At 42.1% G+C, this 13,331-nt stretch carries 8 protein-coding genes; 7 read left to right on the forward strand and 1 reads right to left on the reverse strand.

Going from position 1 to position 13,331, the window contains the following annotated elements:
• Positions 1 to 47 precede the first annotated feature (47 nt).
• Positions 48 to 1,625: a glutamine-hydrolyzing GMP synthase gene (gene guaA, locus HBH39_RS04865; protein ID WP_167676112.1), complete on the forward strand. Its 1,578-nt coding sequence runs from the start codon at positions 48 to 50 to the stop codon at positions 1,623 to 1,625.
• 140 nt (positions 1,626 to 1,765) lie between these two features.
• Positions 1,766 to 2,281 (forward strand): tRNA adenosine(34) deaminase TadA, encoded by a 516-nt coding sequence (gene tadA, locus HBH39_RS04870; RefSeq protein ID WP_167679970.1) that lies wholly within the window; start codon positions 1,766 to 1,768, stop codon positions 2,279 to 2,281.
• Between the two features lie 253 nt (positions 2,282 to 2,534).
• Here tadA and mltF read toward each other — a convergent pair whose 3' ends face one another.
• Positions 2,535 to 3,965: a membrane-bound lytic murein transglycosylase MltF gene (gene mltF, locus HBH39_RS04875; protein WP_167676114.1), complete on the reverse strand. Its 1,431-nt coding sequence runs from the start codon at positions 3,963 to 3,965 to the stop codon at positions 2,535 to 2,537.
• Positions 3,966 to 4,354: 389 nt separating this feature from the next.
• On the opposite strand from mltF, the gene purL reads away from it, so the two are divergent.
• The 5 genes from purL (at position 4,355) to cydX (ending at position 13,324) form a co-directional block, all read left to right on the forward strand.
• Positions 4,355 to 8,236 (forward strand): phosphoribosylformylglycinamidine synthase, encoded by a 3,882-nt coding sequence (gene purL / locus HBH39_RS04880; RefSeq protein WP_167676116.1) that lies wholly within the window; start codon positions 4,355 to 4,357, stop codon positions 8,234 to 8,236.
• 303 nt (positions 8,237 to 8,539) lie between these two features.
• The gene (locus HBH39_RS04885; RefSeq protein WP_167676119.1) at positions 8,540 to 9,427 is read left to right on the forward strand and encodes an IS982 family transposase; all 888 of its coding nucleotides are present in this window, start codon (positions 8,540 to 8,542) and stop codon (positions 9,425 to 9,427) included.
• A 1,057-nt stretch (positions 9,428 to 10,484) separates the two neighbouring features.
• Positions 10,485 to 12,041: a cytochrome ubiquinol oxidase subunit I gene (locus HBH39_RS04890; RefSeq protein ID WP_167676121.1), complete on the forward strand. Its 1,557-nt coding sequence runs from the start codon at positions 10,485 to 10,487 to the stop codon at positions 12,039 to 12,041.
• 15 nt (positions 12,042 to 12,056) lie between these two features.
• A complete protein-coding gene (cydB, locus tag HBH39_RS04895; protein ID WP_167676123.1) occupies positions 12,057 to 13,196 on the forward strand; it encodes a cytochrome d ubiquinol oxidase subunit II in 1,140 nt (379 codons plus the stop codon).
• 17 nt (positions 13,197 to 13,213) lie between these two features.
• A complete protein-coding gene (cydX, locus tag HBH39_RS04900) occupies positions 13,214 to 13,324 on the forward strand; it encodes a cytochrome bd-I oxidase subunit CydX (RefSeq protein WP_167676125.1) in 111 nt (36 codons plus the stop codon).
• Positions 13,325 to 13,331: the final 7 nt, after the last annotated feature.

The raw sequence follows: 13,331 nt of genomic DNA on the forward strand, positions 1-13,331 counted from the left end.
ACACGATTGTTTAGGTTAATGCATTAATCATTATTTGAAGGTACTCCATGAGTAATATCCATGAGCACAAGATACTGATCCTTGATTTTGGCTCTCAGTACACCCAACTTATTGCCCGCCGTATTCGCGAAATTGGCGTTTATTGTGAGTTATGGGCGTGGGACGTTAGCGAAGAGCAAATCCGCGGTTTTGCCCCAAATGGTATTATTTTAGCTGGTGGTCCAGAAAGCGTGACCGCAGAAAATTCACCACGTGCACCAGAATATGTGTTTAACGCAGGCGTACCGGTTTTAGGTATTTGTTATGGCATGCAAACCATGTCCGAGCAACTAGGTGGCAAGGTTATTCAAGGTGTGGGTGAGGGCGAGTTTGGTTATGCCCAAATTGAATTATTAACCCAATCTTCTTTATTCAAAAGTATTGAAGATGCTATTAGCGCAGACGGTAAACCATTGTTAGATGTATGGATGAGCCATGGCGATAAAGTATCTGAAATTCCTGAAGGTTTTGTTGCTGTTGCCAAAACTGACACTTGTCCTTATGCGGCAATGGCTAATGAAGATAAAAAATTCTATGGTGTGCAATTTCACCCGGAAGTGACTCACACCCGCCAGGGTAAGCGCATGCTAGAGCATTTTGCTTTAGAGATTTGTGGTTGTCCTGCTAACTGGAAGCCATCGTCCATTATTGAAGATGCTATTGAGCGTTTGAAAAAACAAATTGGTGATGACGAAGTTATCCTAGGTTTGTCTGGCGGAGTTGATTCATCCGTGGTTGCCATGCTGTTACATCGTGCGATTGGTGACAAACTGACTTGTGTATTTGTTGATAACGGTTTATTACGTTTAAACGAAGCCGCTCAAGTAATGGAAATGTTTGGCGATCACTTCGGGCTTAATATTATCCATGTCGATGCTGAAAATCGCTTCTTAGATGCGATGGCGGGCGTAGCTGATCCTGAAGCTAAACGTAAAATTATTGGTCGCGTATTTGTTGAGATTTTTGATGAAGAATCGAAAAAGTGCGTCAATGCTAAATGGTTAGCACAGGGCACTATTTATCCTGATGTGATTGAATCTGCGGGCAGTGCAACAGGTAAAGCTCATGTAATTAAGTCGCACCATAATGTGGGTGGCTTACCGGATGATATGGAGCTTGGATTAGTTGAACCATTGCGTGAGTTGTTCAAAGATGAAGTGCGTAAGATTGGTTTAGAGCTCGGCTTACCTTACAACATGCTTTATCGCCATCCATTCCCAGGACCTGGTTTGGGTGTTCGCGTGCTGGGTGAAGTGAAAAAAGAATACTGTGATTTACTGCGCAGCGCTGATGCTATCTTTATTGAAGAGCTACACAAAGCTGATTTGTATAATAAAGTCAGTCAAGCATTCACGGTATTTTTACCGGTACGTTCAGTGGGTGTGATGGGCGATGGTCGTAAATATGATTGGGTGGTCTCACTGCGTGCAGTAGAAACTATCGACTTTATGACCGCACATTGGGCACATTTACCGTACGACTTTTTAGGTCGGGTATCTAACCGCATTATTAATGAAGTCGATGGTATTTCGCGTGTGGTTTACGATATTTCTGGTAAACCGCCTGCTACCATTGAGTGGGAATAACCTCAGTCAGTTTAAGTTGATATGAGTAATAAAAAGACGCTTCGGCGTCTTTTTTATTTGTTAGAATATGGTCACTATTGATTTGTTAGGCTAGAGCCGTGACTGTAAGCGAAAGCGCCGTGAATACCAAAGATACCGAAATGCAAGATATTGATACAATACAGCAAGCTATAGACCAAAAATGGATGCGCTTAGCCATGCAATTAGCTGAGCAAGCCGAGTTAAAGGGCGAAGTGCCAGTGGGCGCGGTATTGGTCAAAGATGATGTCTTGATTGCCAGTGGTTTTAACTTGAGCATTTTAAATAATGATCCGACCGCCCATGCGGAAATGGAATGCATTCGTCAAGCAGGGCAGGTGTTAACAAATTATCGTATGCTAGACACAACACTTTATGTCACGCTTGAACCCTGTGCTATGTGTGCTGGTGCTATGGTGCATGGGCGTATTAAACGGCTCGTTTATGGCGCTGGTGACTTAAAAACTGGCGCGGCAGGCAGTGTTGTTGATTTAGTCAAGCACCCCGCGTTTAATCATCAACTTGAGGTCACATCGGGTGTACTCGCTGATGAATGTGGTGCCCAGTTAAGTGCGTTTTTTAAGCGCCGCCGAGCTGAAAAAAAAGCCCTAAAACAAGCGGCTAAATTGAATCAATAAAAGCAGTTTTTAAGTTTTAAATCCAACGCACTCCCTGAGTAGTCTACTCAATATTTGGACAGTTTCATTGGCTTGTTTACTCATATCATATAAACCACGAACGAAAAAAAAGGATGCCTAAGCATCCATTTTTTGAAAATTAAAGTGTGAACGCTGTCTTTCGTGTAAACGTCTTTTTCTGAGTTTTAACATTACTCGACGGCGTGACATCACATTACTTGATAATTGTCTTCGCATTACAACTCCTGCAATATTATTCCTGTGGTGCTTGTTGGGTTATCGCTGAGTTTTCTTCAGCGATGACTTCTGTAGGTGCTTCAATTATTTCCATTTTTTTGGTTTGATTATCTACCCAAACCAAGGTGTCATAGTAACGTCTAATGCTATCAACATAATGCACCGCCTCACTACCACGGGCATAACCATATCGGGTTTGTTTATAGTATTTTGACTGTTGCAGCAAAGGTAATACTTTTTTTACGTCTCGCCAAGCGCTGGGATCCATCCCCATTGATTGGGTTAAACGACGAGCATCTTCAACATGGCCAAGGCCGATATTATAAGACGCTAAAGCAAACCAAATACGCTGACTTTCTGGAATAGAATCAGGTAATCTATTCATCATGTCTTTTAGGTATGCCGCACCTCCACGAATGCTTTGTTCGGCATCTAATCTGTCATCAACTCCAACATAAGCCGCTGTTGGGCGAGTGAGCATCATCATGCCACGAACACCTGTTGGGGAGCGTGCCGATGGGTTCCAATGTGATTCTTGATAGCTGGTGGCAGCCAGTTTACGCCAATCAATATCACCGGCATATTGTTCAAACATGCTGCGATACTCAGGAAGTACGTTGTCGATGGCGCGGATAAAGGCACGTGTATCAACATAATCAAAACGTTTCACATGGCCAAAGTATTTCTCGTTCAAGTGTTCAATGGTGCCGGCACGTTTTTCATTGTGCCAAAATGCCAGTAATTTACTCATTAGGCGATCACTTCCATCTGGTGGAAGTAACCACACCACTTCAAGTTTTTCTTCTAAAATCATGCCAGCACGAAGTTCGGGTAAAAAACGTTGATTAATTAGCAGACTATTAGAGTCTGCAATGGTGTAGTTAATTTCACCGCTTGCTACTAACGCAAAGATGTCTTCGTTGTCTTCCTGAATTTGATTCCACATTAAGTCAGGATGATCTTTTTGTAACTGATTTAAGGTATTCACTGATGATGAGTTAGAAACCACTGTAATTTCACCAGACAAGGCACCAATGTCTTTGGGTTGAGGTGTGCCTTCGCGATAAACCAAAACCTGGTTTACCTTATACATGGTTGGCCCAAGCTTAAAGTGCTGGCTGCGAGTTGGGGTTTTGGCTATGCCTGCAGCAATAATATCAACTTGGCCTGTTTTTAGACCATCAAACAATTGTTTACGATTGGTAAACGGCACCATTTTTAACGGTACGTTGAGATAGTTGGCAAACTTGTGGGCCATTTCATAGTCAAAGCCTGACTCGCCTAACTCTTCAGAGTTAAGATAAATTTGCGGGCCATAAAGTGTACCGACTTTAAGTTCAGTACGTTTAAGCTGCGGTGAAATGATGTCTTGTGGTTGCAAAGTCTTAGTGGGCTCACAGGCCGTTAAAAACAAGGCAAACAAGATAATGACTATGTTTTTGATCATATTTATTAAAAAATTACTGTATATCTCTAATTTAAATAAATAAAAAGTATATTGTGATTCAGTTTATGGCTTGTATTAAGTAGGGTATTTCGCGTCATAATTGGGCTTACTTTAACAGGAGTTATGCCAAACACCTAGAGTCGCTCAAAAAGCGCTCAAATAGATACCTAGTCAATCCATATTGCATGCTACAAAACCGATCATTTTTATAACATTGTAGTTCACGTTTTATTTTGTTGATGGCAAGTTGATAGCGATTCAGAGCTTGATATTTTGTCTATCGGGAAACACTGTTTTCACCCTGAATGGCAGGTGATTTGTACTGTGCAATTCCCTATAATAGCGCCAATTCTGACCCTCCTATATAATTTATAAGGTGAATAGACGTGATGGAAATCATTCGCGGAGCCCCTGCACTTTCTGCATTTAGAGTTCAAAAACTCATGGAGGCCTGCGAAAACGCTGCGCTTCCTGTTAACAATATCTATGCAGAGTTTATACATTTAGCTGATCTATCAGAGCAACTTGATGACAACCAACGCGTGCAGCTTGAACGAATTCTTACTTATGGCCCAGCCATTGAATCTCACGCCCCACAAGGACAGTTAATTTTTATTACTCCGCGTCCTGGCACTATTTCTCCTTGGTCTTCTAAAGCCACTGATATCGCTCATAACTGTGGTCTTGGCAAAGTTAAACGTCTTGAACGTGGTATTGCTTACTATATTGAGTCAGCTGAATTATCTGCTGAACAACACCAAGCGTTAGTGGCTTTATTACATGACCGCATGGTTGAAGTTGTGTTAACTGATTTTGCTGCGGCAGATATTTTATTTAAGCGCACAGAGCCCGCTAAGTTTAATAGTGTAAATATTCTGGCAGAAGGTCGCCGAGCACTAGAAGTGGCTAACGTGAAGCTAGGCTTGGCTTTGGCAGAAGACGAAATTGATTACTTAGTTGAGAACTTTGTTCGTCTTAACCGTAATCCTAACGACATTGAGTTAATGATGTTTGCCCAAGCAAACTCTGAGCATTGTCGTCATAAAATCTTTAATGCTGATTGGACAATTGATGGTGAAGTGCAGCCTAAATCTTTGTTCAAAATGATCAAAAACACCTTCGAAGTCACCCCTGACAACGTATTATCTGCTTATAAAGATAACGCTGCGGTAATGACTGGGTCTGTTGCAGGGCGTTTCTTCCCTGATCCTGACGGCGTTTACAACTATCACACTGAACCAATGCACGTGTTGATGAAAGTAGAGACCCACAATCATCCCACGGCAATTAGCCCATATCCTGGTGCGGCCACCGGTTCAGGTGGTGAAATTCGTGATGAAGGTGCAACGGGGCGTGGTTCAAAACCCAAAGCCGGTTTAACGGGCTTCACTGTCTCTAACCTTAAAATTCCGGGTTTTGTGCAGCCTTGGGAAGGCGATTACGGCAAGCCTGAGCGGATTGTTACCCCATTAGATATTATGCTTGAAGGCCCATTAGGCGGCGCGGCATTTAATAATGAGTTTGGTCGCCCAGCGTTAACCGGTTATTTCCGTACATACGAGCAACAGGTATCTAGTCACAATGGTGTGGAAGTGCGTGGTTATCATAAGCCAATTATGATTGCCGGTGGCTTAGGTAATATCCGTGAAGAACATGTGCAAAAAGGCGAAATTACTGTTGGTGCTAAGCTGATCGTTTTAGGTGGCCCAGCCATGAACATTGGTCTTGGAGGCGGCGCAGCGTCTTCTATGACTTCGGGTCAATCAAGTGAAGATTTAGATTTTGCTTCTGTTCAACGCGAAAACCCTGAAATGGAACGTCGCTGTCAAGAAGTGATCGATCGTTGCTGGCAGCTAGGTGAAGCTAATCCGATTCAATTTATTCACGACGTGGGTGCCGGTGGTTTATCCAATGCGTTTCCTGAATTAGTGAACGATGGTAATCGTGGTGGTGTGTTTAATTTACGTAATGTGCCATCAGATGAACCCGGCATGAGCCCGCTTGAAATTTGGTGTAATGAATCGCAAGAGCGCTATGTATTATCGGTTGCGCCTGAAAACCTACAACAATTTGCCGATATTTGTGCCCGCGAACGTGCACCATTTGCGGTTGTGGGCGAAGCAACCGAAGAAATGCATCTTACACTTGCTGATAGCCACTTTAACAACAAGCCAATCGATTTACCGCTTGAAGTGCTATTAGGTAAAGCGCCTAAAATGAGCCGTGATGTTGTCTCGGCGAAAGCAGTATCACCAGCATTAGATCAAACTAAAATTGACTTAGCGGATGCCGTTAAACGGGTTTTAACTTTACCTACCGTTGCTGATAAAACCTTCTTGATCACCATTGGTGACCGTTCGGTTACGGGGTTAGTTAACCGCGATCAATTGGTTGGTCCTTGGCAGGTTCCTGTGGCTGATTGTGCGGTAACGGCTTCAAGTTTTGACAGCTACAGCGGTGAAGCCATGTCTATGGGTGAGCGCACGCCACTTGCGCTATTAGACTTTGATGCCTCGGCCCGTATGGCTGTTGCTGAATCAATCATGAATATTGCAGGTACTGACATTGGTTCATTCAAGCGTATCAAGTTATCTGCTAACTGGATGTCACCAGCGGGTCACCCAGGTGAAGATGCCGGTTTGTATGAAGCGGTTAAAGCCATTGGTGAAGATTTATGCCCTGCGCTAGGACTGACTATTCCTGTTGGTAAAGACTCAATGTCGATGAAAACCGCATGGGAAGATAACGGTGAGCAAAAATCGGTTACTTCACCTATGTCATTGGTGATAACAGCCTTTGGAGTGGTGCAAGATATTCGTAAAACGGTGACGCCTGAATTGCGTTCAGACAAAGGTGACAGCACATTATTAATGCTGGATTTAAGCAATGGTCAAAATCGTTTAGGGGGTTCTTGTTTAGCTCAGGTTTATAGCGAGTTAGGCGATATTGCCCCAACTTTAGATAATACCGCGAATCTTGCAGGGTTCTTTGAAGTGATGCAGCAATTAGTTGCTGACAAAGCGGTGATGGCTTATCACGATCGCAGTGATGGTGGTTTATTTACCACGCTAGTTGAGATGGCGTTTGCGGGCAACACAGGTTTAACGATTAACCTAGCTGGGCTAAATGGCACTGATCTTGAGCGTTTATTTAACGAAGAGTTAGGGGCTGTATTACAAGTTAGCGCTGCGCAAGCGGATGCTATTGCTGCTCAGTTTGAAGCGCGTGGGGTCAGTTGTCATCAAATCGGTGGTTTAGTTAATGCTGATCAAATCACCATCAGTGATGGTGAGCGCGTTATTTATCAAAATAGTCGCTCAGCACTGCGTACTTTATGGTCAGAAACCACTTACCGTATGCAGGCATTACGTGATAATCCTGAGTGTGCTAAAGAAGAGTTTGCTCTGAAGCAAGTCGCTGATGCCCCAGGCTTAACGGTTAAACTCGGGTTTGACCCAAGTGAAGATGTTGCTGCACCTTATATTCTAAAAGGTGTTGCGCCTAAGATGGCCATTCTACGTGAGCAAGGGGTTAACTCGCATATTGAAATGGCGGCAGCATTTGACCGCGCTGGTTTTGAAAGCCGTGATGTGCATATGTCTGATATTTTATCTGGCCGTATTAGCCTAGAAGAGTTTCAAGGTTTAGTGGCTTGTGGTGGTTTCTCATACGGTGACGTTTTAGGTGCGGGTGAAGGTTGGGCGAAATCAATCTTATTCAATAGTCGTGCCCGTGATGAGTTCAGCCGTTTCTTCGAGCGTGATGCCAGCATTGCTTTAGGCGTGTGTAATGGCTGTCAGATGCTATCTAACCTCAAAGAAATTATTCCGGGTAGTGAGCATTGGCCACACTTTGTACGTAATCGCTCTGAGCGTTTTGAAGCACGTTTTAGTTTGGTTGAAGTGCAACAAAGTCCATCTGTGTTCTTTGAAGGTATGGTGGGTTCGCGTATGCCTATCGCTGTGTCTCATGGTGAAGGTTTAGCTGAGTTTGCCAGTGCGGATGCCTTAGCAAAAGCAGAAGCTTCAGGCACAATTGCACTGCGTTACGTTGATGGTCACGGTAACATTGCGACGCAATATCCATTGAATCCTAACGGTTCACCAAATGGTTTAACGGGTATTTGTACTAATGATGGGCGTGTGACTATTATGATGCCGCATCCTGAGCGTGTATTTAGAACCGTTGCTAATTCATGGCACCCTGAAAATTGGGGAGAAGATAGCCCTTGGATGCGTATGTTCCGTAACGCACGCGTTAAAATTGGCTAATCAGGTTTAGCTAATCAGGTTTAATCAGTCAATCTTTAATCTAGAAGTAAAAGCGACTCAGTTGAGTCGCTTTTTTATTTGCATTTTTCTCAGCGCTTTGAAGCGAGTGTGTTAATAACCCGCTAATGAGTCATACTTATTACAGTAAATAAATGGACAGAGATGACGCAGGAAGAATGGGTGATATCCAGGCCGATTTTTCGGTAATTAACCTGAATTCGGGATAAAAATAGAAGGGAACTAAAAGCTGGTTCCATGATCAGATCTTTCGACCAAGAAGGATTGACCACAAAGGAACCAGCTATGAGTAAACTAGTAGATTTATTTTGTCATGTCGATGATTTTTGTAAGGCTTTTCTACCTCAGTGGCAGCAACTTCAACTTGAAAGTGGCGAGCGAAAGCGTAATCGTAAAGGACGAATGTCTGAAAGCGAAATTATGACAATCATTGTCGCTTTTCATATGTCTCATCAGCGTGATTTTAAAAACTTTTATCTGGGAATTATCTGTCGTTATTACAAAAATGATTTCCCTAAACTTCTCAGTTACACCCGATTTATTGAAGTGATGCCATCGATGCTTATACCACTAAGTGCTTTCTTTACCCATGTTAAAGGAGTGCCTACAGGTATTGAGTTTATTGACTCTACAAGCATTAAAGTCTGCCATAACTTACGCATCCCGAGACACAAGGTATTCAAAGGAACGGCTGCAAGAGGCAAAGGAACAATGGGCTGGTTTTATGGATTTAAGCTGCACATTATTACCAATCATCTTGGCGATATTGTGGCAGCTAAGCTTACTCCTGCTAATACGGATGACAGAAAGCCCGTTCGGGAACTGTCAAAAGGGCTACTCGATAAGCTTTACGCCGATAAAGGTTATATCAGTAAGGCGCTGACTGAAGATTTGAAAGAAAACGGGATCACTCTTATAACAACTCAACGAAAGAACATGAAGGCGAAGATATTAGCGGCTTGGGACAGAGCAATGCTGTCTAAACGGTTCATCATTGAAACCATCAACGACCAACTGAAGAATATTTCTCAGATAGAGCATTCAAGACACAGGAGTTTACATGGATTCATGTTGAACTTGCTAGGTGGATTAATCGCATATTGCCTAAAACCAGAAAAGCCATCATTGAACATCACACCTACAGAAAAGTCAGGGTTGATGGCGATGGCTTAAACCGATCTCAGGTTAATTAGTTACTCTACAATCAAAAAATATAACACTGTTATCAGTACTTTTTTACGAGAGAGCATGATTAGCTATTATGATTGTCAAGTTTGAGGCATTAAAAACCCCATCGAGTGGATGGGGTTGTTTTTGCTACTTAACGCCGGCTTAGCATTAGGCAGTGAGTTCTGCGCTAACAAAACATCAAAATTTGGTCTTAGTTCATTTCTTTTGCTGTATACATTTCCACAAAAGCACGCTTGTATAAGTTTATAACGCTTTCAAATACTTTAGTCATAGCAACATCTCTTTATATCAATTGGGGGTTAAAATCGACTATCTCGAGTGTTAAGACAACGATTCCTTGGCATGTTTGCTACTCGTTTTCTTAATGAGGGCATGATAGACCTAGATAAGCAACTTTTCAAACTAGTAAAAATGATATCTGTGATTAGTTTTTCTAATGCGCTATTGGTGCCTCCTACCTATTTTTTTTATTAAGCTATTGTTTTTATAGTGTTTATATGAATCCTTATATAAAGTAAAATTGTTGATTAATATTGTTGTGTTATCTTTTTGGGTCCTTAGGTGTCTAATAGTTATCAATTTAATTTTTTCTGTTGTTGTTAAAAATACGTCAAATTTGCCTATCAATTAATTGAGGTACTGTCAATACCACTTGTTTGGTAGTATGCGCACAAGCTCAAAACCGATTGAAAACTATAATCCAGATTGATTTGAATCAAATTAAAATGGTATAAAATTCGAGTATTCAATATTTTTATAAAAATTAACTTAATGAATTTTAAGAGAAAATTTATTTTTATGAAAATAGTTATGTAGCCAGATCACATTTGAATCAAAAATGAGATCTTAAGCGTGTTTTTGGCTGTTAATTGGCAATTTGAGCCAGTAAAACAATTTCTGCATTTTTATTGGGTATTAACACTCATGTAACCTGACTGATTGTGAGGCTTGATGAAAATGGAAATATGTCAATTTTAATCTTGGCAACAGGTAAGTTGTCTTAATTTGCATTTGGTAGTACTGAAGTAAGGAGTCGCCAATGATTATCGAAGAGGTTGTTGAGCTATCGCGTTTGCAGTTTGCGCTGACAGCCATGTATCACTTTTTGTTTGTTCCGCTGACATTAGGCTTAGCGTTTATCCTAGCGATTATGGAATCTGTTTATGTCATGACAAATAAACAGATCTATAAGGATATGACTAAGTTTTGGGGTAAGTTGTTTGGGATTAACTTCGCCTTAGGTGTCACAACCGGTTTGGCGATGGAGTTCCAGTTTGGTACTAACTGGTCTTATTTCTCTCATTATGTGGGTGATATTTTCGGCGCCCCACTTGCTATTGAAGGTTTAATGGCCTTCTTCTTAGAGTCTACCCTAGTAGGTATGTTCTTCTTTGGTTGGGACCGCTTTAGTAAGCGTCAGCATTTAGCTGTGACTTGGCTTGTAGCGATTGGTTCTAACATGTCGGCATTGTGGATTTTAGTCGCTAACGGTTGGATGCAAAACCCTGTCGGTTCAGTATTTAACTATGAAACCATGCGTATGGAAATGACGAGTTTTGCAGAGGTAATTTTTAACCCTGTAGCTCAAGTTAAGTTTGTTCATACTGTGGCTTCGGGTTATGTCGCTGGTGCCATGTTTGTGCTTGCGATTAGCTCATACTACATCTTAAAAGGTCGTGACCTAGCTTTTGCCCGTCGCTCGTTTGCTATTGCAGCAAGCTTTGGTATGGCATCCATTTTATCGGTTATCGTACTGGGTGATGAATCTGGCTATAAAGTGGGTGAGGTTCAGCGTGTTAAGTTAGCAGCCATTGAAGCTGAGTGGCATACTGAGCCAGCTCCAGCTGCCTTTACTGCCGTTGGTTTTCCAAATCAAGAAACCATGGAAACTGACTATGCGATTAAAATCCCGTATGCCATGGGTATTATCGCAACGCGTTCTTTAGATGAGCAAGTGACCGGTATTATTGATCTGATTGATGAGCATGAAATTCGTATTCGTAACGGTATGATAGCTTATTCATTCTTAACCCAGCTTCGTGCGGGTGATGAAAGCCAAGAACTTCGCGATAACTTTGAAGCGACTAAGCATGACTTAGGCTACGGCTTACTTCTGAAGCGTTACACCGAAAACGTAGTTGATGCAACAGAAGAGCAAATCAAAGCAGCAGCGAAAGACTCGATTCCAAATGTTGCTCCTATGTTCTGGTCATTCCGTATCATGGTTGGCGCAGGCGTAATAATGTTGTTTGTGTTTGCAGCCGCCTTCTGGCAAAGCACACGTCACAAAATTGCTGAGAAAAAATGGGTGCTTAAAGCTGCGCTATACAGCTTACCGCTCCCGTGGATTGCCATTGAGTGTGGTTGGTTTGTCGCTGAGTATGGCCGTCAACCTTGGACCATCTCAGAGGTCTTACCGACCTTTATGTCAGCATCAAGCTTAACTGTGTCTGACTTATGGTTCAGTATCATTTCAATTACCTTGTTCTACTCGGTATTACTGGTTATTGAGATGTTCTTGATGTTCAAATATGCCCGTCTTGGCCCTAGCAGCATGAAGACTGGTCGTTATCACTTTGAAAACCAAGATGCTTAATCAGAGGACCTGACTATGTTTGATTATGAAGTTTTAAGATTTATCTGGTGGGCATTAATTGGTGTGCTGTTTGTTGGCTTTGCCGTTACAGATGGCTTTGATATGGGAGTCGGTGCGTTATTACCTATTATTGGTAAAGATGATACTGAACGCCGTATTATGATCAATTCTATTGCCCCGCACTGGGATGGTAACCAAGTTTGGTTAATTACTGCAGGTGGTGCATTATTTGCTGCATGGCCTATGGTTTATGCGGTGTCTTTCTCAGGCTTTTATGTCGCCATGATGTTGGTGCTGTTTGCCTTGTTTTTACGTCCTGTTGGCTTTGATTACCGTTCAAAAATCGAAGATCCAAAATGGCGTAAATCATGGGATTGGGCATTATTTGCCGGTGGCTTTGTTCCGCCGCTAATCATTGGTGTGGCATTTGGTAACTTGCTGCAAGGTGTCCCGTTTAACTTTGACGAGTATTTGCGTGCAACATACCACGGTGGTCTATTTGGTTTGTTAAACCCATTTGGATTACTAGCGGGTTTAGTGTCTGTTAGCATGATCATGATGCAAGGTGCTGCTTGGCTACAAATGAAAACGGAAGGTGAGCTACGTGTTCGCGCTGCCAACATGACGCAAATTTTTGGTGGATTGTTAGTGGTTTTATTTGGCGCAGCAGGCCTTTGGTTAGCAAATGGTATTGATGGCTATGTCGTCACGTCTACTTTAGATATTGCAGGTCCATCTAACCCAACCACTAAAACAGTTGCCATTGAAGCTGGCGCGTGGTTTGCAAACTACGACAAATATCCAGTTACTATGTTATTCCCTGTGTTAGGTTTATTAATGCCAGTGTTAGCCATTTTTGCTAGCCGCTTAAACCGCAGTGGTTTTGCATTCTTCTTTAGCTCATTAGCGATTGCTGGCGTGATTTTAACTTGTGGTGCAGCGATGTTCCCATTTGTTATGCCATCTTCACTTGAGCCAAATGTGAGCCTAACTATGTGGGATGCAACAGCAAGCCAAATGACCTTACAAGTAATGACACTTGCTGCCATTGTGTTTGTTCCAACGGTACTAAGCTACACTATTTGGACTTATTACAAGATGTATGGCCGTTTAAATCGTAGTTTTATTGAAGACAATAAAACCTCACTTTACTAAATTAGGAGCTAACATCTATGTGGTATTTTTCGTGGATTTTAGGTGTGTTACTAGCATGTTCATTCGGCATTATTAATGCGTTATGGCTAGAAGCGACTGAAAACATGGACAGAGAAGAAGATATTTAATCTTATT

This window comes from Shewanella aestuarii, from assembly GCF_011765625.1.
GTDB lineage: Bacteria > Pseudomonadota > Gammaproteobacteria > Enterobacterales > Shewanellaceae > Shewanella > Shewanella aestuarii_A.